This window comes from Dokdonella sp. (genome assembly GCF_019634815.1).
In the GTDB taxonomy this organism is placed as follows: domain Bacteria; phylum Pseudomonadota; class Gammaproteobacteria; order Xanthomonadales; family Rhodanobacteraceae; genus Dokdonella_A.
Genome location: NZ_JAHCAP010000005.1, coordinates 37712 through 61418 on the forward strand (window position 1 = coordinate 37712; position 23707 = coordinate 61418).

Below are 23707 nucleotides of genomic sequence, written 5' to 3' on the forward strand. Positions count from 1 at the left end.
GCGTGTGTGCCGACGAGGCGCGCGGGCCTCATTGCGGCTCGACGGCTGCGAGACCGAAAGTGTCGTCGAGCACGGCATTGAGTTCGCCGTGCAGATGCAGCTGGGCCAGTGCATCGAGACCGGCGCGCGTGGGCGGGTCGTCGAACGAAAAATCGGGCGAGTGCGTGAGGGTGGTGAGGATGTCGAACCACGCGCCATCGCGGATGCCGGCGGCTTCAAGCAGACGGGCGGGCAGCATGAAGGCGTGCAGGTTGCTGCGCCGTGCGCGTGGATTGCGGTTGTCGAGCAACAACCAGGGCACGCTCTGCGCCTTGGCGTCGCCGCCATCGTCAAATCCGAGTTCGGCGTAGACCGGGCCGAGATCGGGCAAATGGTCGCCATAGAACAGCAGCAGGGTATGGCGCTTGCGCTTGGCCAGCGCCTTGGCCAGGCGTCCGAGCTCGGTATCGGCGTCATCGAGCAGATAGAGATAGTTGCGCAGCCAGAGGCGTGAACCTTCGTCGAGGCCTTCGGGCATCGGCAAGGCGGCCAGTCGTTGCGCATCGAGGTTGGGGCGCCAATCGAAGGGGCCGTGGTTTTCCATGCTGATCGCGAACAGGAACTGCGGCGGACCCTCATTGGCCAGTTCGGCCAGAATGCGCTCGGTGAGCGCCGCGTCGGCGGTGAACAGGCCGACGATGCGGTCGAGCGGGAACGCGCCGGCATCGAGAAAGCGTTCGAAACCGAGCGCGGGAAACACCTTGTCGCGGTTCCAGAATGCCGCGGCGTTGGGATGCAGGGCCGTGGTCGCGTAGCCGTTGGTTTCCAGTACCTGGGTCAGGCCCGGATATTCGGTCTGATCAAGCTCGAGCCACGGATACTGGATGCCGCCCAGACTTGTCAGGGGTGCGCCGGTGAGGACTTCGAATTCGGTGCGAATGGTGCCGCCGGCGAAGGTTGGCACCGTGAGTTCGCCGCTCTGCCCGCGCTTGCGCAAGGCATGGTACCTGGGCAGCCAACGGTCACTGAGGACACCACGCATGCGCGCCGGATCGAACAGCGATTCGCTTTGCACGACAACGATGTCGGGTCGACTGGCGAGCGTTGATGACAGTGCCAGCCCCGCTCGAAGCTCGGGTGCATGGGCCTGCAACAAGGCGACTGCCGCCGCGCGGTCGGCGGCGGGAATGCCGCGACTGCCGATCTCCCAGTGGTAGAGCAGCAAACTGCCGAGCAGGCCGGTGCGCATCGCGGTCTGCTCCAATGCCCACGGCTGGAAGTCGCGTTCGGCACTTCGGTAAAGCTCGCGCCACGGCTGCGCGCCGGCGTACAGCGTGGTGCCGGCCAACAGCGCGGTCGCGCCCATGAGCAGACGACGACGCGGGTCGAGCAGGCGCAGTGGGCGTTCGCGCAGCAACGTGAAGGTGATGCCGACGCCGACAACGATGAGCAGGCCATGCAGCAAGTCGACGCGCACGTAGTGCGAAAACAATTGCAGCGCCGGCCTGGGCTCGATGAACAAGCGCAGGTCCGCGGGCAGCAGCGGCATTTGCAGCGCGCCGAGTTTGGCGGCATTGGCGCCATACAGCCCGGCAATCGTGAGCAACAGCAACCAGGCCGAGAGCAGCAGACGGCGACTGAGTGCCAGCACCAGCGCGAATCCGGTCAATGCCGGAAGCAGGTTGAGCGCGAGCACGCGCAGCGCAGGCGCTGAGCCGTGAGCATCGGCAAGATCGATGCCCGGATCGAGCTGGGCCACGCTCAGCACCAGCAGCAGCACACAGGCGCACAGCGCGGTGAACTCGCGCTCGACGCACGGGCGCCAGCGAAGGTTGCGCGGGATGGCAAGGGGCTTGGGCATGGTGGGGCGCGACATTGCCACGCTGCGGGCAAGACCGCGTTAACTTCGCGTTGCAGACGGTCGGGCTGTTTGGCTGGCGTTGACTGGCCGGCCCTGCACGGCGCCTGCGACAATCGCCGCATGTCCGATCTCCCCCGCTGGTCGCGGCCCCTGGTCGCGTTCGTCACCGAGCGCCTGTCGCGCCTGGAGGCGGCGTGTCGCTCGGCGGCCGTGCCCTTCCACGATGATGCCGGCGTCGATGAACGCCTGCAGCGGGTGCTGCTGGCCAGTGAGTTTGCCTGGCACAGCCTGCTGCGTGATCCGATGTTGCTTGGCCCCGACGGTTTGCGCCTGATGAGCGATCCGCGCCACGCCGACGCCCGTGCCGGCGTATTTGCCGAGGTGCGTGATCCACTGGAGCTGCGCAGCCTGCTGCGCCGCTTCCGCCTGCGCGAGGCGCTGCGCCTGATCTGGCGCGACGTCAATGGCGATGACAGCGTCGCCACCACCTTGGCCGGCGCCTCGCTGCTCGCCGATACCTGCATCGAACAGGCACTGCGGGGTGCGCAGCTGCAGGTCACGCAGCGGCACGGCGTGTTGCGCAATGCCGCTGGCAAGGAGCAGCGCCTCGTGGTCGTGGGCATGGGCAAGCTCGGCGGTGGCGAACTCAATTTTTCCTCCGACATCGATCTCATCCTCGCCTACGACGAGGACGGCATGAGCGATGGTGCGCGCCCGCTCGATGCCGCGGCCTATTTCGCGCGCGTCGCCCAGGCGATGGTGGCCCTGCTGGCCGATCACGATGCCGATGGCTATGTCTATCGCGTCGACCTGCGCCTGCGGCCGTTCGGCAACGCCGGTCGTCTGGCGCTGTCGTTCGCGTCGATGGAGCAGTACTACCAGCGCGAGGGCCGCGATTGGGAGCGCTATGCGTGGATCAAGGCGCGCGTGGTCGCGGGTGACCGCATCGCCGGAGCGCGCCTGCTCGACTCACTGCGTCCATTCGTCTATCGGCGCTATCTCGACTATGGCGCGTTTGCGGGTCTGCGCGAGATGAAGGGCCTGATCGATGCCGAAGTCGCGCGCAAGGATCTGGCTGGCAACCTCAAGCTCGGCCCCGGCGGCATCCGCGAGATCGAGTTCATTGTCCAATTGGTGCAGCTGATCCGTGGCGGCCGCGAACCGACCCTGCGCGTGCGCGGCTTGCTGCCGGCGCTGGCAGCCTGCGAACAACGCGGCTTCTTTCCGCTCGATCGCGCGCGCATCCTGCGCGAGGCCTATCTGTTCCTGCGAGGGGTGGAAAATCGGGCGCAGATGTTTGCCGACGAGCAGACCCACGCCTTGCCTGCGGATGAGTTCCAGCGCCAGCGCGTGGCGGTGGCGCTGGGATTTGCCGATGCGCAGGCCCTGGAATCGGAACTTGAACGCCACCGGCACGCAGTTGCCGAGGAATTCGCCGCGTTGATGGCAGTGGAGGCGCGTGGCGACATGCAGCGCACGCAGCTGCAATGGGTCGAGTGGTGGCGTGATCTGGGCGCCGGCGCGCCGCTCGATCCCGCGCCGCTGCTGGCGGCAGGCTTCGTGCCGGCGCAGCCTGCGATCGACGAACTCGAAGCCCTGCTCGGCGGCGTGAATCTGCGCAACATGTCCACCCGCTCGCGCGAGCGGCTCGATCGGGTGATGCCAGCCTTGTTTGCCGCAGCTGCCGCGCAGACCGATCCGGTTGCCTGCCTCGTGCGGCTGTTGCGCCTGGTGCAGGCAGTGGCGCGTCGCTCGGTTTACCTCGCCTTGCTCGATGAACAGCCCGCGGCCCTGCGCCGCGTCAGCGCGGTTTTCGCCGCCAGCGCCTTCCTTGCCGAGCGCGTGATCGCGCATCCGCTCTTGCTGGATGATGTGTTCGACGATCGGGTCGAACCGACGCCGCCGACGCGCGCCCTGATCGAGGCCGAACTCACACGGCGCTTTGCCGCGCTTGCGCAGGCCGATGCCGAGGCCGAGATCGAGTTGATCCAGGAGGTGCGGCAGTCGGCCTTGTTTCGCATCGGCCTGGCCTTCCTCGCTGGACACCTTGACGCGGTGGCGGCTGCGGCTGCGCTCTCCACGGTCGCCGAAGTCGCGTTGGCCGCGGTGCTGCGCATAGCCGAACGCGACTTGATGGCCAGTCATGGCCGCTTTGCCGCAATCCCGGGCGCGGACAGCGGTCTGGCCATCATTGCCTATGGCAGTTTCGGCGGTGAGGAACTCGGCTTCAGCTCCGACCTGGACCTGGTTTTTCTGTATGACGGCGCCATCGCGCAAGGCGAGTCTGATGGCGCGCGACCGCTGGATGCCTCGCGCTACTACGCGCGTCTGGCACAACGCGTGGTGCACCTGCTCGGTGTGCTCACGCGCGCCGGGCGTCTGTATGAAGTGGATGTACGCCTGCGCCCCGATGGCAGCAAGGGCATGCTCGTGCTCGGAATGGAGGCGTTCGCTGCCTATCAGCGCGAGCGCGCCTGGACTTGGGAATTGCAGGCGCTGGTGCGTGCGCGTGCGGTTGCCGGCGATGTCGCCTTGTCACGCCGATTCACGCAACTGCGGGATGAACTGCTTGCCTCGCCACGCGACGCGGCGGCTGTGCGTGCCGACGTGATCGAGATGCGCGGGCGCTGGCGCAGCGAGCGCGATCGCTCCGACGCGGCCCTGTTCGATCTGAAGCAAGGCGCGGGTGGTTTGGTCGACATCGAGTTCCTGCTGCAGGCCCTGGTGCTGATCCACGCGGCGCGGCAGCCAGCGCTGCGTGGCAGCGGCAACTCGGCGCGTCTGCTTGGCGCGCTCGCAGACAGCGGCATCCTCGATGCCGGCGAGGCACGGGAATTGCTCAAAACCCACACGCTGCTGCTCGATCGCGCGATCCGTTGCACGCTGGATGGGCGCGCGCGCATGCTGGCGCGTGATCCCGGGATCGAGGCGACCGTCGCCGCAGCACGAACGATCATTGCGCGGCATGGCATGGCCAGCGCCTGAGCGTGAAGCATGTTTCTGAAGACCCTGTTCAGCGCGCCAGCCAACGCTCGCGCACGTGCGCGGCAATTTCGCGGGTTTCATCGAGCGGCGCGGGCAGCGCCCGCGCGTTGGTGTCACCGAGTTCGCGCAGATGACCGCTTGCCCGGAGCGTGGCGTGGAAGCTCGCGAGCTTGCCCGACAAGGGGCGGGGCGTGAAGGTGTATACCGGTTTGCCGGTTGCACAGGCCTCGCTGATCATGTTGACCGAATCGGGTGTGACGACGAGGCGGTCAGCCCAGCCGAGCAGGCCGGCATAGGGATTCTCGCCATCTTCCTCGCCACCCCAGAACAAGCCGGGCAAGCCGTTGAAGCGTTCGCGCAAATGGGCGACCAGCGGTGTCGGCGTGCGGCGTGAGACACTGACGAGGAAGCTGCCGCCGTCTCGTGCCTGCTGCGCCGTGAGCAGTTCGACCAGAGTCGCAAACCATGTTTTGTCGAGGCGCTGTGCGCGGGTGCTGGCGCCGATCAGCAGCGCAGTGCGCGGCGCAGGCAATGTAGCGATTCCGGCGAAGCGCTGGCGTCCGCGCGCGAGCCATTCGGGACCGACCTCGTTGAGGGCGCCGATGCTGGTGATCACGTTGGCGCCGTCGAGGCCGTCATGCAGCGGGGCAATGACGAGATCGAACTGCTGGCTGTCGATGCGTGGATCGAGGATCTGCACGCAGTAGCTTTGTCGCCCGCTCCAGCGACGCAAGGCGCGCGTTGCCAATGCAGCGCGACGGCCACAGCCGATGGCGAGAGCCGGCCACGGTGCAGCAAGGCGCTGACCTTGCGCGTCACGCAGGGCCCAGCCAGCCCCCGTCAATCCATGCGGGGCAAGACTGTTCCAGGGTTCATGGATGCGCAGGCGGATCACGCGCGGCACTCGTTCCAGCGCATGGGCGAGTGCCAATGCTTGACGTTCGTTGCCGGCGGCGCCGTCGCTGAGCACCCAGCAATCGGCAGAGTCTTCGGGTTTCATGCGGTGAGCGTAATGCAGCCGCGGCCGGCCGCGATCGTTTCCCTGCCGGAAACACTGCTTCCGGGTTGTGTCGCTTGAGCTTGGCGCCACGCTGCCGCATTGTTGGCAGTCTGATCGACCCATCCACCCCAAGGAGACGACCGATGATCCGCCGCATCGCCCTTGCCAGCGCGCTCGCCCTGGTCACCGCACCTGTATTTGCCGCCACGTACACGCTCGATCCCGGGCACACCCAGGTGGTGTTCAGCTGGAACCACTTCGGCTATTCCAACCCGAGCGGCCAATTCGGCAAGGTCAGCGGCACGCTCGATTTCGATGCCGCCGCGCCGACCAAGGCCAAGGTCGAGGTCAACATCGACGTCGGCAGCATCAATACCAACGTGCCGGCTCTCGACGATCATCTGAAGAAGGCCGACTTCTTCGATGTCGAGAAGTATCCGCAGGCGACCTTCAAGAGCACCAAGGTCGAGGCGGGCGCCGACGCCCATCATCTCAAGGTCACCGGCGACCTCAGCCTGCACGGCGTGACCAAACCGGTCGTGCTCGACGTCACGATCAACAAGGTCGGCCCGCACCCGATGAGCAAGAAGCCATCAGCCGGCTTCGATGCGCATGCGACGATCAAGCGTTCGGAGTGGGGCATCGGCGGCTACGTGCCCAACATCAGCGACGACATCAACCTGCGCATCACCGTCGAATCGTCGGTGAAGGCCGAGGCGGCAAAGTAGGCCGCATCTGCGGCTGCCGCGTGGCGCGGTGCCGGGCACCGCGCCCGTTGAGTGCCCGAATTCGAGAGGTTCGTGCCGCACCGACCGCGCACGCACGGGCTTCGGCAAGAATCTCCGTCTGGCCGCAAGCGAATGCGGTCAACCGTTCTTGACGCCGTGCGCCTTGAGCGCTTCGAGCCCGGCGAGGTTGAGGCTGGCGACCGCGGCCTTGAGCTGATCAATGCTGTCGGCGTTGCCGGACACCTTCACCGTGAAGCGATTGCCGAGCACGATCGAGAATTCACCGTGTTTGTCCTGGTTGTTCCACTCTTCGTGGACGAGGCGGCCATCCTGCTTGTAGGTTTTCTCGTAGCCATGATCGGTTTCACGGTCGTTCTGTACCGCGGCCCAGCTCGCAATCCCCATCAGGCCCTTGGCCGAGCCGGTATCGGTGACTTCCAGATGCAATGATTTGCCATCGTCGCCGCTGTAGGTCGCCTGCGCAGTTGAAACCTGCAGACCCATTGCGCCGCTGCGTTCGGCGGAAAAATCACTGCGCTTGAGGCCGGCAAGGGTCTCCGGCACGAAGGGCTTGAGCTGGTCGGGAGCGAGGGCCTCGACCGCGTCACCACCGCCGAGCGCGGCGCCCACGATTGCCCCCATCGCCTTGCTCTGTGCGTCAGCATCGCCCGACTTCTGCGCGGCTTCCATCTGCTTGCCGGCGGACTCCATCTTCTTGCTCCAGGCGCCGAGTTTGCCCAAGGGGCTGTCCTTGTCGATCGTGACTGAATCCGCGCTGCCATTGAAACTGGCAGCGTTCATGAGCGCGCCGGTGCCGGCGATACCGCCGACGACGATGGCTACGATCCAGCTCAGCACGATGCCGAGGATGACGCTGACCGCGGTATAGCCGGCCGATTTTTCGGGTGGACACTTCATCGTCTCGGGCAGGCCGATGAACATGAGGTAGATCGCATAGGCAAAACCGGCGAGCGCGATCAGCCAACCCAGCCAGGGCACGATCACGCCGATGCCGGCAATCCAGGAGGCGGTCCAGGCGTAGGCGGCGACCTTGAGCGCCTGTACCTGATTCTTTTGGCCGCCGAAGTTCGGCGCGAGCGCATCGATGATCAGCGACATCAGGTAGACCACGCCGAGGCTGAGCGCGTAGCCGATGACGGCCGCGACGAGACCACTGCCGATCGGGGTGCGAACCGTGATACCGAAGGCGCCATAGCCGATCAGGCTGCCCTTGATGAACTGGGCAATGATCGGGATCGCGGCCACGATCGCGATGTAGTTCTTGTACAGGTCGGCCACCGTCGCCGGTTCGTTGGCGATGACCGGCCATTCGGTTTTCGGTGTCAGCAGGATGTTCTGGACGCGGCCAATGATCTTGTTGATATCCACTGGAATCTCCCGGGTCGGAATGAGCGAGAAGGAAAAACCCATGCATTCTAGTCACCTGTGGCGGGCAACGCGCCCGCACTGCATCACGGCGGCGCTGTGAACCGTGTCACGCTGCCGATTCGACGCTGCTGGCATGCATCCTGCTTGACCTGATTGCGGACATCGGCGACGGTGCGGCTTGCAGATGCCCGGTGGCGGGTCGGACCCGGAACGGATCGGACTGAGCGGCCTGCTAGACTTTCGCGTTTCCCTGGAGGCCTTCATGTCACGTCCAAATCCTGCCTTGGCCAAGGCGGTCCCCGCCAATGCCGAGCATCGCTACCAGGTCAGCCGAGACGACCTGCCCTTGAGTTGTCCCATGCCCGGCATGTCGTTGTGGAATTCGCATCCGCGCGTCTATTTGCCGATCGTCGAGGATGGCGGTCATGTGAGCTGCCCGTATTGCAGCGCCGAGTACGATCTCGCAGATTGATCCGGGATGAGGGAGCGGCTCACCGTCCTCCAGTTGATTCCGGCCCTTGAGGCTGGCGGCGCCGAGCGCTCGACGCTGGAGATTGCGCGGGCGCTGGTTGCTGCGGGTCACCGTTCGCTGGTCGTGTCCACGGGTGGTCGTCTGACGGCGACGCTGGAACGGGAAGGCAGTCGCCACATCGAGATGCCGATCGCGGCCAAGTCGCCGGTCACATTGTTGCAGGTGCCCAAGTTGCGCGCGTTGCTGCGCGAGGTGCAGCCCGACATCGTGCATGCGCGATCGCGTGTGCCGGCCTGGATCGGCTGGCTTGCCCTGCGCGGCAAGCCTCATCGCGCGCATTTCGTGACCACGGCACACGGCCTCAACTCGACCGGCTTCTACAGCTCGATCATGGCGCGCGGTGAGCGCGTGATCTGTGTCTCCAACATGGTGCGCGACCATCTGTTGCGGCATTACCGCTTTGCCGATCCGCGTCGGTTGGTGGTGATTCCGCGCGGGGTCGACCCCGAAGCGTTTCCCTATGGCTGGCAGCCTGACGACTACTGGCGCGAGTGGTTCTTCGCCGAGTTTCCCCAGCTCAAGGGCGCGCCCCTGCTCACCTTGCCGGCGCGTGGGACCCGGCTCAAGGGGCACGCGGACGCAATCCGCCTGTTGGCCGATCTCAAGGCACGCGCGATCGAGACGCGCCTGATCCTGCTCGGCGTGCGCCAGAGCGGACGCGAGGCCTATGTGGCCGAGCTCGAGAAGCTCGCGGCTGACCTGGGTGTCGACGATTGGATCGCGATGAGCGCACAGCGCGAGGATGCGCGCGATGTCTGTGCCGCCTCGGCCCTGGTGCTGCAGTTGTCGAACAAGCCCGAGTCGTTCGGGCGCACCGTGATCGAGGCTATTTCGCTGTGCCGCCCGGTGCTCGGCTATGACCACGGCGGTGTCGGCGAGCTCCTCACCGATCTCTATCCGGCCGGACGCGTGCCGCCCGGTGATCGCGAGCGCCTCACCGAGCGTGCCGCCCAATTGTTGAGCGCCGCGCCGCCGATCACGCCGCTCAATCGCTATCGACTGGTCGACATGCAGGCGGCGACGCTCAAGCTCTACGCCAGCCTCGTGAGCGGCGAGGACAGTACCTCCTGACGGACAGAGCGTGGCCGCCGCGATCGTGGCGGGGCGGTGTCGCCGATGCCGGCGGACTTCGCGCGCAGCCGGCACGGCAATGGACCGGATTGCTGCATGTGGCGGGACGCAGGCAGGGGCGGGATAGGCATGTTTCCGGCGACCGCCGCGGCGGCATCCGCGGATTGCCTAGAATGTGCGCTCTTGCGCGGAAGGTGATGATGTCCAGTCCAGTGTCAGCCCGCTTGTTGTCCCAATGGCCTTGGCTGCTGGTACTCTCGCCCCTGCTTTTGCTGCCGGTCGGACGAAGCGCCGAATTGCCGGTGGCAGTGATGGCCTTGCTGGCTCTGGTGCTCACGCTGCGTGGACGCATGCCTTGGCGCGATTCCGCCATGCGCCTGGGTCTTGCCTTGTTTGCCTGTTACTGGCTGCCGGCGGCGATTTCCGCGATTGACGCGGTGGCGCCCGAGCGCTCGTGGATGACGGTGGCAAGCACGCTGCGTTTCCTGCCGTTCGTCTGCTTTGCGGTTTGGGCACTGCGCGCCGCACCGAATTGGCCACGCCTGTTGATCGCCGGTGGCGCGATTGTTGCGCTGTGGGCGCTCGATGCCTGGTTGCAGGCCCTGACCGGACTGAGTCTGGGTGGGGCACCCGAGCAGGCACGAATTTCCGGTGTGTTCGGTGCCGGCAATCTCAAGCTTGGTCAGGTATTGGCGACGTTGTCGCCGCTGGTTCTGCTGGCGGCACGCGAGCGTTTCGGGCGCACGGGATTGTTGCTGGCGATGGCGGTCATGGCCTTGCCGATCCTGCTTGCGGGTTCGCGTGCAGGATGGCTTGCCTATGCGCTGGTGCTGGTGATCCTCGCCTGGCGCGAAACGCGGCGTGCGCGCCATTTTCTGCCGGCATTGGCAGCGCTGGCCGTGGCCGGCGCCGCCCTGGTGGCGGTGGCGTGGCAGGGCTCGTTGCGGCTGGACGCACGCATCGAGCGCAGCTTGCTTGTCCTCAAGGGCACCGAGGCGGCGGTCGACGAGGCGAGCGCGGGCCGGCTGCGTATCTGGCGCACCGCCGCCGCGATGATTGTCGATCATCCGCTGGCCGGGGTTGGCGTGCGTGGATTTCGTTACGCCTATCCGGCTTATGCGGCGCCCGGTGACGCTTTCGTCGATGTCGCCCGCGGCACCGGGGCTGCACATGCTCATCAGATCGTGCTGGAAATCCTCAGTGAGACCGGCATCGTCGGTCTGCTGGCATGGCTGTGTGGCACCGCTCTGGCGGTGCGTGCGTGGCGTAGGGCAGGGGCCGCAGCGCGCGCGCGTGCGCGGGCGCCGGGAATGTGCCTGATCGCAATGTGCTTTCCCCTCAATACCCACTTGGCGTTCTACTCGGCTTGGTGGGGACTGTTGTTCTGGTGGCTGCTGGCGCTCTATTGTGCGGCCCTGGCCGGTGATGCCGGGAACGCCACGGCCGAGTCCGCGCCGGCTTGATTCCTGCAGCCCATCGGCGCCCGGATTGCACATCCGGGCGGGCGGTACTCCGGTCGAGATCCGCCGGCAGGGCATCTGCCCATGCAGCGTCGCCTGCCCTATAGTGATGCCGGAGTCCGATCACCGCTGCCAGGATCCGGTTGTGACCAGGCGGATCCTGCGCTGCTCGGCGGCCGGCCTTGCAGGGGGCGAACTGACGATGCGTCGAACGAGTTCCAGGCGGGCAAGCGTGAAGCCGAGCCGCAGCGGCGCGGGCCTGCACATGTGCGTGGGCGCGGACATTGGGCAATCGGCCATCCTCGCGTCGAAGCGGGGGGTTCAACGATGAGCGCAAGCCACGTGCACAAGTTTGATCCCGCTGCCGAAAACGCCTGGCTGCTCGATGGCCTGAGCGCGGCAATCTGGGTATTCGACATTGATCTTGGCAGGGTGGTGTGGGCAAATCCGGCTGCGCTCAAGGTGTGGAGTGCCGACAGTCTCGACGAGCTGCGCGCTCGACGCATGAAGGAGACGATGTCGCCTGCCGTATTGCGCCGACTGCAGCAGTTTCAGGCTGATTTCAGCGCGCGCAATGCGCAGTTCACCGAGTTGTGGACACTCTATCCGCGCGGTGTGCCGAGGACGATGCGGGTGCGTTTCAGCGGCGTGCGCCTGCCGGATGAGCGCATGGCGATGTTGTGCGAAGGCATCCCGGAAGGCGCGATCGAGCCCGAGGTCGTACGCAGCACCGATGCGCTGCTGCATACCCAGATGATGATTTCCCTGCATCGACAGGACGGCAGCACGCTCTACCTGAATCCGGCGGCGCGCAGCGCTTTCGAAGGGCGAGCCGATTTGCTGCTCGATCGTTTCGTGCAAAGTGATGATCAAACGCGCCTGCAGGAGGCGCTTGGCAAGCATGGCGAGGCGCGTGTCACTGCGCGCGTCTACACGCGGGTGGGCATCCGTTGGCATGAACTCACCGCGCGCAATTGCCTTGACCCGGCTTCGGGAGCGCCGTCGATCCTGATCAGCGCAACCGATGTGAGCAGCCTCAAGGAAGCCGAAGCGGTGGCGCAGGACATGGCCCATCGTGATTCGATGACCGGTTTGCCCAACCGGCTCATGGTCGAGCCCTTGTTCAATCGGCTGGGGGCGCAGGCGCGGGCGAATGGTTCGACGATCGGGGTGTTCTTCATCGACCTCGATCAGTTCAAGGTGATCAATGACACCTTCGGCCATCCGCATGGCGATGGCCTGCTGCGCGAGGTCGCACGGCGCCTGCTGGCCTTGCGCGGTGCGGACGACATCGCCCTGCGTCTGGGGGGAGACGAATTCCTGTTCCTTGCGGTCGAACCGCGGGGCGAGTCTCGATTGGAGTTGTTGGCCGGCGAGATGCTGCAAAGGCTGGCGATTCCCGTCGACGGCAGCGGACGGCACCTGGTGATTTCGCCGAGCATCGGCGTGGCCCGCTTTCCGGAGCATGGCGAAGATGCGCAGACCCTGTTGCGCCATGCAGACTGGGCAATGTACGAGTCGCGCTCGCGTGGTTATGGCCAGTTCCGGATTTTCAACGACCGGCTGCGTGTGCGCATGGAGCGCCAGGTGCAGTTGCTGGCCGACCTCAAGGAAGCCGATGCGCGCGGTCAGTTCGATGTCTACTACCAGCCGCGCCATTCGGTGGCCGAGCGGCGGACGATTGCGGTCGAGGCGCTGGCGCGCTGGCATCACCCGGAGCACGGTACCGTGCCGGCGAGTGAATTCATCCCCTTGTGCGAGCGTTCAGGCGTGATCAACGCGCTTGGCAGCTTCGTGTTGCGCAAGGCAATGCAGCAGCAGCGCAACTGGCAGGACATGGGGCTGGACGTGGCGATTTCGGTCAACGTCTCGCAGCAGCAACTGAGCGATCCGGGTTTTGCCGCATTGCTGGCGCAACTGCTCACCGAAACCGGCTGCGCTGTCAATCGAATCGAATTGGAAATCACCGAAACCCTGCTGGTCGAGGGCAAGCGCACCGTGCATGAAAACCTCGATCGGCTGCGCGCGTTGGGCATGCGCATCGCGATCGATGATTTCGGCACCGGTTACTCCAACCTCGCGCGCCTGAGCGACACCGAGATCCACTGCATCAAGATCGACCAAGGTCTGATCGCGGCCCTGCCGCGCAATGCTGCGATCGTGCAGACCATCATCGCGATGTGCAAGGTGATGCGCGTGACGATCGTCGCCGAAGGCGTGGAAACGCAGCAAGTCGCCAACTGGGCCAGCCGGCATGGCTGCGACGAACTCCAGGGCTACTTGTATGGCAGGCCGATGCCGGCGGCGGATATCCAGGGCGTTCTCGCTGCCGAACAAAGCGCGGTTGTGCCAGCCGATCGCAGTCAGGCGTAGGGCGAGCTTTCGCCCGCGGGTCGGGTCTTGAAGCGCTTGTGCAGCCACAAGTACTGCGTCGGCGCGGCCCGCACCATGTCCTCGATGCAGGCGTTGATGCGGGTGGTGTCGGCGACCACGTCGGCACCGGGAAAGTCCGCCAGTGGCGCCTGCAGGCGGATCGCGTAGCCTGAATCCGTGCGCTGGTGATAGAAGGCGATCACTTGCGCTCCCGACAGTCGTGCCAGGTGGTGGGTCGCAGTGATCGTCCATGCCGGCACGCCGAAGAACGGCGCAAACACGGCCTCCTTGCCGCGCATGTCCTGATCAGGGGCGTACCAGAGCGTGCCGCCGCTCTTCAGGTGACGGATGCTCGCGCGCAGTTCGTCCTTGCTGAACATGGCGTCGGCGTAGCGCAGGCGTGCGCGCTTGATCGCCCATTCGAAGGCGGCATCGCCATGTTCGCGGTACATGCCGGCAATGCGGATCCGGCGGGAGACCAGTCGTGCGCACAATTCCAGATGGGAAAAATGCGCGCCCACCAGCAACACGCCGCGGCCGGCCGAGCGGGCGGCTTCCAGATGCTCGAGTCCGTCGATCGTCAGCGCGATCCGCGCGATGGCTGCGTCCGAGCCCATCCAGGCGAGGGTGAACTCGGCCAGCATGCAGCCGGCATCGCGAAGGTTTTCTTCAAGCAGGCGACTACGGGCGGCGTCGTCGAGATCGGGAAAGCAGAGCGCAAGATTGGTCGCAGCGACGCGACGGCGCTCGCCAGGAACGCGCGCGATGAGCCAGCCCAGAGCGCGGCCGCCGCGCAGCAGCCAGCGCCAAGGCAACAATGCCAGCACACGCATCATGCCGACACCGAGCCAGGCCGGCCAATGCCGGGGCGAGAGCAGGGTACGGCGAAACGGAGGGGGCGATTGCGGCATGCCGCCGATTATGCGGGAAGCGTCCCGGCAGGGACGCAAACGCCCGCGGGCCTGACGCTATACTGCCGCGCCCTCATTTTCCGGTTACGCCGTGCTTCAGCGCTTCATCTACGCCCTTGCGCTGTACCTGCTGACGCCGTTCGTGTTGTACCGACTGACGGCGCGCGGCATCAAGTACCACGGCTATTTCGCCCGCTGGAAGGAACGTTTCGGATTCTTTCCCGATCCGCAGATACATGACAGCATCTGGGTGCATGCCGTTTCGCTGGGCGAGGTCAATGCCGCGGCGCCGCTGATCGAAGCCTTGATGCGGCGTTATGCCGGCTCGCGTTTCGTGATCACCACCGTGACGCCGACGGGCTCCGATCGCGTGCTCAAATTGTTCGGCGAGCGCGTGTTCCATGTCTATCTGCCCTATGACCTGACCAGTGCGGTCAATCGCTTCCTCGATCGGGTGCGGCCGCGCCTGGCGGTGATCATGGAAACCGAGATCTGGCCGAATCTGTTCATCAGTTGCGATGAACGCCGGATTCCGATCGTGATTGCGAACGCGCGCCTGTCGGAGCGCTCGTTGCGTGGTTACTGGCCAATCCAGCCGCTGGCCCGCCGCGCGATCCGTTGCGCGAGCGTGATTGCCGCGCAGTCTTCGTCCGACTACGAGCGGCTGCTGGCGCTCGGCGCAACCAGCGAACGTCTGGCCACCGTGGGCAATCTCAAGTTCGATCTGGTCGTCTCCGAAGGCGTGAAGTCGCGCGGTGTGGAGTTTCGCCAGGCGGCAGGCAGTGCGCGGCCGGTGTGGATTGCTGCAAGCACGCACGAAGGCGAGGAATTGGCCGTACTCAAGGCGCATGCGCAGATCCTGCGGCGCTTTCCGGACGCCCTGCTGTTGATCGTGCCGCGCCATCCCGAACGCTTCAGGCCGGTGACGGCGGCATGCCGTGCCTACGGGTTCAACACGCGCACGCGCAGCGAAGACCTTGATGCCGATCCTGCGTGCCAGTGTTTCGTCGCCGATTCGATGGGCGAGCTGCTCGATTTCTACGCCGCCGCCGATGTTGCCTTCGTCGGGGGCAGTCTGGTCGCCGTCGGCGGCCACAACCTGCTGGAGCCGGCGGCGCTCGGCAAGCCGGTGATCGTTGGTCCACAGACCTTCAACTTCGCCGAAGTCACCGAGAACCTGATCAATGCCGGCGCGGTGCTGCGCATTGCCGATGGCGAAGCCTTGGGTCCGGAAGTGCTGCGTCTGCTGTCGCGCGATGTCGAGCGGCGCAGCATGGGCGCAGCGGCGTTCGCGGTGATGGAGCGCGAGCGCGGCGCGGTGGCGCGCACGCTGGCGCTGATCGAACGGGTGATGCCGGCCTGAGCGCGGCGCAGTGAGCCGCGCGGTGCGCCGATCAGGATGTCACTCCAGCAGGGCGTTGATCGCTTCGAGATCCTTGAATTCGATCACGCCGGCAGCCTGCTTGAGGCGCAAGCCATTCATGACGAAGTTGTGGCGTGCGGACGAGTAGGCACTCTGCGCCTGCAACAAGGTCTGTTGGCTGATGAGGACGTCGACGATGGTGCGGGTGCCGACCTCGTAGCCGGCCTGGGTCGCCTCGACCGAACTCTGCGCGGACACCACCGCCGCGCGCGTGGCCTCGACCTCGCTCGCGCCGGCAATCACCGAGCGATAGCTGTTGCGGGTATTGGCTTCGACCTGGCGGCGACCGACCTCGAACTGGTCCTGGGCGAAATCGCGCTGATGAATCGACTGGCGTACGCGCGACTGGGTGAAGCCGCCGCTGAACAGCGGCACGTTCAGGGTCAAGGTCACCGTGCTGCCCCAGCGCGGATCGCCGGCATAGATGGGCGAGGTACCGACGCCGCCGTAACGGGTATCGCCCCAGGTCTGCGCGCGGCCATAACTGAAGGTGCCATTGATCGTCGGCAAGTGACCGGCGCGTGCAGTATTGATGTTGGCGTTGGCGACATCGATCTGCAGCGCAGCCGCCTGCAATGACGGATTGTGCTTGAGCGCAACGTCGACCCAGGCCGCCGGATCGTCGGGCGTGGGATGATCGAGCGGCAGATCCTCGCGCAGGTGCTTGAACTCGCCCGGTTCCTGATTGGTGAGCTGACGCACCGCTTCGCGCGCGGTATCGACTGCATTCTTGTTGCTGATCACGGTAGCCACGGCCTGATCGTGCTGGGCCTTGGCGTCGTTGACATCGGTGATTGCGGCCAGACCGACATCGAAACGCTGACGCGCCTGCTCATACTGGCGTGCGAGCGCCTTCTCGTTGGCATCGGCGAAGCGCAGCGCATCAAGCGCGGACAGCACGTTGAAGTAGGCTTGGGCGCTGTCGATCATGAGCTGCTGCTGGGCGGCGTCGAAGGTCGCTTCGCCGGCCTTGGCGGTGTAGCGGCTGGACTTGAGCGCAGTCCAGCGGCTGATGTCGACGATGCTTTGGCTCACCGATGCGCCGGTGCTGCGCGTATAGGCAGTGCGCGTGATGCCGTCGACCGTGACCGTGTTGGTCGGATCACTGGGGTCGAGCGCGACCTGGGAACTGCCATTGCTGCCCGAGCGCGAGCGCGAAAAGCTCAGGTCGATGCCGATCTGCGGGAGCAACTGCGCGCGCGCCTGGTCGACGACTTCGTCGGTGGCAAGTTTGGTCGCCTGCGCGCCGGCAAGGGTCGGGTCGGAATTGCGCGCCTGCTGGTAGATCTGCAGCAGATCCTCTGCATGGGCCGTGCCGGCGCAGCTCAGGAGGATGGCAAGTGGCAAGGTGCGAAAGCGGATCATCGAATCTACCTCGGAGGCTTTTAACGGATTCAGGCCAGCACGGTCACAGCGTGAATCGATGCGGTGGCTCGGCATGGTAAAGATAGGGCAGGTCGGTATCGAACAAGCTCTGTTGGGTCCAGTGCGAGGTCGCGTCGCGCGTCAGCAACACGGCTTCGATCGCGGGCGACTGGCCGATGAATGCAAACATCCTGCCACCCAGACGCACGCAGGCGCGCAGCCGTTCGGGCAGGCTGTGAACCGCGCCGCCGAGCACCACCACATCGAAAGTCTCGTTGGTCTGCGCGTCACCGAGCGCATCGCCCGCTTCGACACGCACGTTATCGATGCGGGCGGCGGCCAGGCGCGCGCGCGCGGCATCGGCGAGGTCGGCATGGCGTTCGACGCTGGTCACCGATGCGGCCAAGTGCGCCATGCAAGCAGTCAGGAACCCACTGCCGGTACCGATTTCGAGCACGCGTTCATTGCCCTGCAGGGCGAGCGCCTGCAGGATGCGGCCTTCGATCACGGGTTTGAACATCACTTCGCCGTGGCCAATCGGCAATGCGATGTCGGCGAAGGCCAGATGTCGAAGATCGGCGGGCACGAAGTTCTCGCGGCGCAGGTCGCGCAGCGTATCGAGCACGCGTGGATCAAGCACTTCCCACGGGCGAACCTGATTCTCGACCATGTTGCTCCGAGCCAGTTCGGTGTCGATCGACATTTCGATGTTCCTGGAAGGAAAAAGGTCGAAGAGCATAGGAGGAGCGCGACGTGCGGGCAAATCCATCCTTTGCCATGACGACAACGGCACCGAAGTGCCGGAAGTCACCGCGTCCGCGGCCGGACACTGTCCGCGTGCGGACAGCGATGCTCCCGTCCGCACCGGCCCGGTCGCGGGGAGGGAGGTGGGCCGGGACGGTGCGGCGAGAGACTTGAAGCGACGAATGCCCCATCAATTGCCGCAGATCAGGGTTTGCCTGCGGAAAACCGGCAACAATTGGCGGAAACCGCGCCACTGCGTGGCATTCAAGCCAGCTGCGGCAGGCATTTTCGAACTTTCCAGTATAGTATCGGGTTCCAGCCGGTCGAACCAGTGACATAAGTCATCCAAATGAAACCCGCGACGCGTCCATCCGATGTCAGTGCCAAGCCAGCCAGGCCCGGGCGGCCCAAGGACCTGGAAAAGCGTGCTGCGATCCTGGCCGCGGCCAAGCGCTTGTTCCCGTCGAGCGGTTACGAGGGCACCAGCATGGACGCGATCGCTGCCGACGCCGGGGTGTCCAAGCTCACGGTCTACAGCCACTTCCATGACAAGGACACGCTGTTTCTCGCCGCGATCCGCGAGCGCTGCGAAGAGCAGATGCCCGAGGCCCTGTTCGACATCAAGGTGCAAGGGTCGCTGCGACGCCAGCTCGAGGCGATCGGCAGGGCGTTCTTCGCCTTGATCACGTCGGAAGACGCCATTGCGCTCAATCGCTTGCTGGCTTCGGGCTCGGCACCCGCCAAGCTCATCGAACTGTTCTGGGAAGCCGGTCCCCAACGCGTGCAGGACGCCTTTCAGACCTTTCTGCACGAGGAGATCGAAGCCGGGCAGCTGCAGATCGAGGATGTACCACGCGCTGCGTCACAGTTTTTCGCCCTGCTCAAAGGCGAAATGCATTCCCGCATGATGTGTGGCTGTGGCGCGTCATGGACCGCGTCCGAACTGGATCAGCACCTTGCCGCCACGGCCGAAATGTTCCTGCGCGCCTACGGGGTCGCGCGCGCGCGTTCCTGAGCGCGGCAAACGACATTGCCGGCATCAGCGGTCATCGTCGGGCGCGTGCATGAGCCATTGCCGCAGCGCGCTTTCGTCTTCTTCCGAGATGTCGATGAACTGCAGGCCAACCCATTGTTGACCGCGGACGGTGCCGTCAGCCAGCCACTGCTCATGCACGCCGACCTCGATCGTGCGCTGGCCATTCGCATGGGGCAGGGTGAAGGCAAGCTGGTAAAGCGCATCCTCGACGAAGGGATGGTCGGCAATCAGCATCATGCCGCTCAGTGACAGGTTGCCGATGTGACCGGTCTGTTCTCCCGTCATTTGGTCAACCACCATGATGGTGTGATCGGGCCGCTTGCGGGCGGCGCGCTGGCGCGGAGTGACGGTCATGCGGTGGCCTCTCCCACGGGCAGTGCGCTCGCCTGCGGGCGCAGCAGCGAGACGATGGTTTTCCAGGCGCGATCGACGAAGCGGGTCTTCTCGGCGGTGGCCACGCGGGCACGCCCGCTGGCCATTTCACGCGCGAGCAGGTCCAGCGTGAGATCTTCGATGCGCGCGCCGCGTTGATTGACGAACAGGCAATTGCCGGTCATCGGCGAGAACCAGGCCAGCTTGCGCCGCGTGACTTCGCCCTTGGCGTTCTTGGTGAACTCGAACCAGGTGCCGAACGAGGTCTGCATGATCTGGTTGAGCATCTTCTGTTCGTTGGGATCGAGTGGCTGCTTGGGCTTTTCGGCCTGCTTGGGCGTCTCGCCGCCGAGCCGCGGCTTGGCACGCAGCGCCTCGTCGATGCGCTCGAGCTGAGCCAGCGCGGCGTCGGTCGGCGCCTGCTCGAACAGGTTGTCGATCAGGCCATTGATCTCGTCCTCGTGCAGGCCGACCGCACGCAAGTGCGTGGCTGCACCCTGACGCAGTTTCCTGTCGCCCGGACTGTCTCCGAGTGGCTTCATGCCGCGGGCGAGCAGGTCGGCGGCAATGTCGAGGCATTCGGTGAATTCGGAGCCATCGGCGCCGCCGCGCAGCGCTGACAGTGCCAGCGCGTCGGTCCAGGTGTCTTCGAGCAGGCTGCGCAGACGTGTCGATGGCGAGCGCCCCTTGAGCAAGCCCGAGATCGCCGCACGCGCGGTTTCGCGCGCGAGAATCAGGCGATCGCGCCCCTTGGCGGCCTCGATGTGGCGGCGTTCGGCGGCATCGGCGCGCTTGGTCAGCAACTTGAGGTGCTGATCGAGGTCGTTCGCCATGCCCGTGAACATGTTGACGTCGCCGTCATACGAGTTGCACAGCTGGTCGACCACCATGCGCAGCTTGCCCGACAATTCGGGGTCGGCATCGGCGTCATCAAGCCAGCGTTCGCTCGTTTCGGCGATGGTGTTGATCAGCTCGCGTGCGGGATGGTCACGGCGGGTGAAGAAGGTCTTGTCGCTCAGCGCGACGCGCAGCACCGGGACATGCAACTGCCCGACGAGGGAGCGCGCCTGACTGCTCTCGCTGATGTTGCGCGTGACGTAGTCGAACAGCATGCCGATGAGTTCGACGGTGTCACGGTCTTCGCCGCCAAGCCCGACCGCGCTGCCTTGCGCGCCGGAGCGCCGCAGCTTGACCGCGAGCGTGTTGCGGAATCGCTCACTGTCGTAGCGCTTGCCGTTGGCGGCATCCTGCACCGCTGCCCGCTGCATTGCGCCGAGCAGGTTTTGAAGGTCGGCGCGGGGAATGCTGGGCGCATGTGCCGCGCTGGCGACAGGAGCCTCGCCGTCACCATCGACGCGGCGCCGGGCCGCAAGCAGGTTGCGCAGCGTTGCAAATTGCGGTGTTTCGGCGACCGATTCGGTCCGTTGCATGCCGGGCTGCCCCGACATCGGCGCATGCGCCGCGCTTGCTGCGCTCATGCGCGCGGGTGCGACGGCCGCAGGTTTTGCCGCGGCCTCGGCAGTCGCGGCCTTGTCGGGCTCGGCGGATGGCTCGTTCTTGTCGGTGGTTTCGCTGCCGGCTTCGCCGGTTGCAGCTGCGCCGGGTGATCGGTACGAGAGCTTGAAGTGCGGCAGGATGCGCTGGCTGGCGAGCCACTGGTTGAGACGTTCGAACAACTGCGCGAGATCGGCGAATGCAACGCGCTCGACCTGACGATAGGCGAGGATGCGGTATTCGGTGCCCAGGCCTAGGCCATTGACGGCGACGCGCAGGGCCTCGGCCAGGGCGTGCGGGCCCAGCGGCAGGGTCTCGTGGTCGGGCGGGGCGGCGGCGATCACGCCGAATCGATAGGCGAATACATGCAGTTGCTGGCTGCAGCGCATTTCCACGCGCGTGCTGACTTCGCGCAGGGCGAGGTCTTCCTCGAGCGAGGCCGCATCGACCAGCTCAAGCGGCGTGCGCTTGCTGGCCAGTGCGGAGGCGGTGGCGCCGGTGCCACTGCGGATCGATGCGATGCCGGTTTCGATGGCACGCAGGAAACGTGGCTGGATCAGCGTGCGGCCATGCTGGAAGCTGCGCAAGGCCTCGAAATGCTGCTGCTGCAGGTTGCTGCTGGCGGCCTGTTCGGCCATCTTGAACAAGGCTTGCTCGATCTCGCCGAGCGCGCGATCGAGCGCCGGCGCCAATGCCTTGCGCGTCTGCTCGAGCAGGCCGTCGCAAAGCGAGCGCACGCGTGGCGGCAGATCATTGCGGCGGGCCAGCGTTTGCTGCCCGCCCTCACCGGATTTGGCAGAAGCGTTCATTCCGTCCCTCGCGGCAAGGCGCCACACCGCCTGCCTGATCGCAGGTCGGGCCCGGCACCACCCTCCCGGCGGCCATTCTGGCACGCGCGCCGCGGTGCGAACAGGGGCGCGGAACGGCCTCGTGGCAAGGGTTTCCCGATCGTCTGCACGCATATCCGAGGCACGGCCACGACGCAGCCGCGCAGGAATTCTGCCGTCGTGGCCGTCGATGCTGTCGATGCTGTCGATGCGCATGGGGATCGACTCGGCATCGTTTGGCACTTCGGACAAGTGCAGATCGCATGCGCCGCGACCGAAAGGTTCAGCGCTGCCGACGTGCACGCGCGCGTGCAGAAACCGGGTACCAATGTCGGCGACGCGCGGTCGCTTGAGCACTTTCCGGCAGACGCAGCAGCCGGTGCGTCGAAGCGGATTGGTGCTGACCGCCGACTTGACCGGGGTCAAGGATCCTGGCGCAACTGCGGATCATTCTCGACGCGAGCTATTGCCGAATGGCGGTTGCCGGCGGCCGCTTCGGCGCAGGAGGTTTCATGTTGGCGCAATGGTATGGCTGGATCCAGCTCGTGCACCTGGCGTGCGCGATCGTGTTTGTCGGCGCGGTCACTTTCGAGGTGCTGATCATCGAATCGTTTCATGCCGAACTGGGCGCGCAGGGCATGGCGCGCCTCGAGCAGCTCGTGGTGCGACGCGCCCGCCGCATCATGCCGATCGTGGTGGCCCTGCTGTTCATCAGCGGCGGAATGCTGTTTGAAGTGCGCTGCGACGGCTTTGCCTGCCTGGGGTCGCGCTTTGGCATGCTGCTCGGACTCAAGGTGCTGCTTGCCCTTGGCGTGCTCGGCGTCTTCATGAGCACGATGTGGGCTTCGCTGCGCGGGCGCATGGATCCGTGCCGCTTCCGCTACACGCATCGGATCGTGCTGGCCTTGATGGTCGGCATCGTGTTTCTGGCCAAGGCGATGTTCCTGCTCGCCTGAGGCCTGATCAGGCTTCAGGCAGGAACAGTTCGATCACGTCGTTGAGATAGCGCTGGCCGAGCGCCGTCGCGGCAATGCGTGTCGGATCATCGACCATCCAGCCGCGCCCGCGCGCGCTGGCCAGCAGCGCATCGATCGCGCCTGGTTCCAGGCCGGTATGCCGCGCGAAACTGGCGGCGGCAACGCCCTCATTCAGGCGCAGCACGTTCATCATGAATTCGAACGGCAAGTCCCGGGCAGCAACCTCGGACTGGCTGCCGAAGGGCTCGCGCCGCGCGGCGCGATCGAGATAGCTGGTCGGCGTCTTGAGTTTGGTCGTGCGCACGATGCGGCCACTGGCTGAATCACTTAGCTTGCCGTGGGCACCGGCACCGATGCCCAGATAATCGCCGAAGCGCCAGTAGTTGAGGTTGTGTGCGCAGCGGCGACCGGCAGCCGCATGGGCCGAGACTTCGTATTGCGTGAAGCCGGCGCTGGCCAGTTGCGCCTGACAGGCTTCCTGCATGTCCCATGCGGCGTCGGAGTCGGGGAGTTTGGGCGGTCGCGCCGCAAACAGCGTGTTGGGTTCGAGCGTGAGCTGGTAATGGGAGATATGCGCGGGCCGCAGCGCGATCGCCGCGGTGATGTCGGCGAGCGCGCCCGCAAGCGTCTGCTGCGGCAGCGCGTACATCAGGTCGATGTTGATGTTCGCCAGGCCCGCGTCCTGCGCCGATTTCACTGCGCGATCAGCCTCGCCGGCGTTGTGGATGCGCCCGAGCCGCTGCAGCTTGTCGTCGTCGAAACTCTGCACGCCGATGCTGATGCGGTTGACGCCCGCGCGCAGGTAGCCATCGAAGCGGCCATGTTCGAGCGTGCCCGGATTGGTCTCGAGCGTGACCTCGGCAGCCGGTTCGAGCGCGATGCGCGCGGCGACGCCATCGAGGATGCGCGCGATCGCGTCCGGCGCAAACAGGCTCGGCGTGCCGCCGCCGAAGAACACGCTGTGCAGCGTGCGCCCGGCGATCGCCTCACCGGCCTGCGCCAGATCGCGTTCGAGATCGGCGAGCAGCGCATCGACGTAGTCCTCGATCGGCAGCGCGCCGCGCTGCGCATGCGAATTGAAATCGCAATACGGGCACTTCTTCACGCACCACGGGATGTGGAGGTAGAGCGAGAGCGGCGGGGCGGTCAGCGACATGCGCGTGGACTCGATGCGGCGGCG

General features: G+C 65.7%; 18 protein-coding genes. 9 read left to right on the top strand and 9 right to left on the bottom strand.

Annotation, left to right across the window (positions count from 1 at the left end; all coding sequences use genetic code 11):
• Positions 1-28 precede the first annotated feature (28 nt).
• Positions 29-1840: an LTA synthase family protein gene (locus tag KF759_RS04175; RefSeq protein ID WP_291223148.1), complete on the bottom strand. Its 1812-nt coding sequence runs from the start codon at positions 1838-1840 to the stop codon at positions 29-31.
• A 120-nt stretch (positions 1841-1960) separates the two neighbouring features.
• On the opposite strand from KF759_RS04175, the gene glnE reads away from it, so the two are divergent.
• The gene (gene glnE / locus KF759_RS04180; protein ID WP_291223149.1) at positions 1961-4825 is read left to right on the top strand and encodes a bifunctional [glutamate--ammonia ligase]-adenylyl-L-tyrosine phosphorylase/[glutamate--ammonia-ligase] adenylyltransferase; all 2865 of its coding nucleotides are present in this window, start codon (positions 1961-1963) and stop codon (positions 4823-4825) included.
• 28 nt (positions 4826-4853) lie between these two features.
• Here glnE and KF759_RS04185 read toward each other — a convergent pair whose 3' ends face one another.
• Positions 4854-5825, bottom strand: a complete 972-nt coding sequence (locus tag KF759_RS04185) for a mitochondrial fission ELM1 family protein (RefSeq protein ID WP_291223150.1) — start codon at positions 5823-5825, stop codon at positions 4854-4856.
• 143 nt (positions 5826-5968) lie between these two features.
• On the opposite strand from KF759_RS04185, the gene KF759_RS04190 reads away from it, so the two are divergent.
• Positions 5969-6553, top strand: a complete 585-nt coding sequence (locus tag KF759_RS04190; protein WP_291223151.1) for a YceI family protein — start codon at positions 5969-5971, stop codon at positions 6551-6553.
• A 138-nt stretch (positions 6554-6691) separates the two neighbouring features.
• On the opposite strand, the gene KF759_RS04195 is transcribed toward KF759_RS04190, so the two are convergent.
• Positions 6692-7942, bottom strand: a complete 1251-nt coding sequence (locus tag KF759_RS04195; protein WP_291223152.1) for a Yip1 family protein — start codon at positions 7940-7942, stop codon at positions 6692-6694.
• 262 nt (positions 7943-8204) lie between these two features.
• On the opposite strand from KF759_RS04195, the gene KF759_RS04200 reads away from it, so the two are divergent.
• From KF759_RS04200 to KF759_RS04215, 4 genes are all read left to right on the top strand, one after another.
• On the top strand, positions 8205-8414 hold the full coding sequence (locus KF759_RS04200; RefSeq protein WP_291223153.1) for a zinc-finger domain-containing protein: 210 nt from the start codon (positions 8205-8207) through the stop codon (positions 8412-8414).
• A gap of 6 nt (positions 8415-8420) precedes the next feature.
• Positions 8421-9545 carry a glycosyltransferase gene (locus KF759_RS04205; RefSeq protein ID WP_291223154.1) on the top strand — a complete coding sequence of 375 codons (1125 nt, stop codon included), beginning with the start codon at positions 8421-8423 and terminating at the stop codon, positions 9543-9545.
• Between the two features lie 200 nt (positions 9546-9745).
• Positions 9746-11008 carry an O-antigen ligase family protein gene (locus KF759_RS04210; RefSeq protein WP_291223155.1) on the top strand — a complete coding sequence of 421 codons (1263 nt, stop codon included), beginning with the start codon at positions 9746-9748 and terminating at the stop codon, positions 11006-11008.
• A 324-nt stretch (positions 11009-11332) separates the two neighbouring features.
• Positions 11333-13378, top strand: a complete 2046-nt coding sequence (locus KF759_RS04215) for an EAL domain-containing protein (protein ID WP_291223156.1) — start codon at positions 11333-11335, stop codon at positions 13376-13378.
• Here the strand turns inward: KF759_RS04215 and lpxL are convergent.
• Complete coding sequence (gene lpxL / locus KF759_RS04220; RefSeq protein ID WP_291223157.1) at positions 13369-14289, bottom strand: LpxL/LpxP family Kdo(2)-lipid IV(A) lauroyl/palmitoleoyl acyltransferase; 921 nt, start codon at positions 14287-14289, stop codon at positions 13369-13371. The genes KF759_RS04215 and lpxL overlap by 10 nt on opposite strands.
• Before the next feature lie 91 nt (positions 14290-14380).
• Here lpxL and waaA point away from each other — a divergent pair, with 91 nt between their 5' ends.
• Positions 14381-15652: a lipid IV(A) 3-deoxy-D-manno-octulosonic acid transferase gene (gene waaA, locus KF759_RS04225; RefSeq protein ID WP_291223158.1), complete on the top strand. Its 1272-nt coding sequence runs from the start codon at positions 14381-14383 to the stop codon at positions 15650-15652.
• A 39-nt stretch (positions 15653-15691) separates the two neighbouring features.
• Here waaA and KF759_RS04230 read toward each other — a convergent pair whose 3' ends face one another.
• Both KF759_RS04230 and KF759_RS04235 read right to left on the bottom strand, forming a co-directional pair.
• Positions 15692-17077 (bottom strand): TolC family outer membrane protein, encoded by a 1386-nt coding sequence (locus tag KF759_RS04230; RefSeq protein ID WP_291223159.1) that lies wholly within the window; start codon positions 17075-17077, stop codon positions 15692-15694.
• A gap of 43 nt (positions 17078-17120) precedes the next feature.
• Positions 17121-17780: a protein-L-isoaspartate O-methyltransferase gene (locus tag KF759_RS04235; protein ID WP_291223160.1), complete on the bottom strand. Its 660-nt coding sequence runs from the start codon at positions 17778-17780 to the stop codon at positions 17121-17123.
• A 390-nt stretch (positions 17781-18170) separates the two neighbouring features.
• Here KF759_RS04235 and KF759_RS04240 point away from each other — a divergent pair, with 390 nt between their 5' ends.
• Positions 18171-18836: a TetR/AcrR family transcriptional regulator gene (locus KF759_RS04240; protein ID WP_291223161.1), complete on the top strand. Its 666-nt coding sequence runs from the start codon at positions 18171-18173 to the stop codon at positions 18834-18836.
• Between the two features lie 24 nt (positions 18837-18860).
• On the opposite strand, the gene KF759_RS04245 is transcribed toward KF759_RS04240, so the two are convergent.
• Together KF759_RS04245 and KF759_RS04250 are read right to left on the bottom strand one after the other, a co-directional pair.
• A complete protein-coding gene (locus KF759_RS04245) occupies positions 18861-19211 on the bottom strand; it encodes a PilZ domain-containing protein (protein ID WP_291223162.1) in 351 nt (116 codons plus the stop codon).
• Positions 19208-21532 carry a DUF1631 family protein gene (locus KF759_RS04250; protein ID WP_291223163.1) on the bottom strand — a complete coding sequence of 775 codons (2325 nt, stop codon included), beginning with the start codon at positions 21530-21532 and terminating at the stop codon, positions 19208-19210. Before KF759_RS04250 ends, KF759_RS04245 begins: the two co-directional genes overlap by 4 nt.
• 530 nt (positions 21533-22062) lie before the next feature.
• On the opposite strand from KF759_RS04250, the gene KF759_RS04255 reads away from it, so the two are divergent.
• A complete protein-coding gene (locus KF759_RS04255; protein ID WP_291223164.1) occupies positions 22063-22506 on the top strand; it encodes a hypothetical protein in 444 nt (147 codons plus the stop codon).
• A gap of 7 nt (positions 22507-22513) precedes the next feature.
• On the opposite strand, the gene hemW is transcribed toward KF759_RS04255, so the two are convergent.
• Positions 22514-23683 carry a radical SAM family heme chaperone HemW gene (hemW, locus tag KF759_RS04260; protein ID WP_291223165.1) on the bottom strand — a complete coding sequence of 390 codons (1170 nt, stop codon included), beginning with the start codon at positions 23681-23683 and terminating at the stop codon, positions 22514-22516.
• Between the last annotated feature and the right edge of the window lie 24 nt (positions 23684-23707).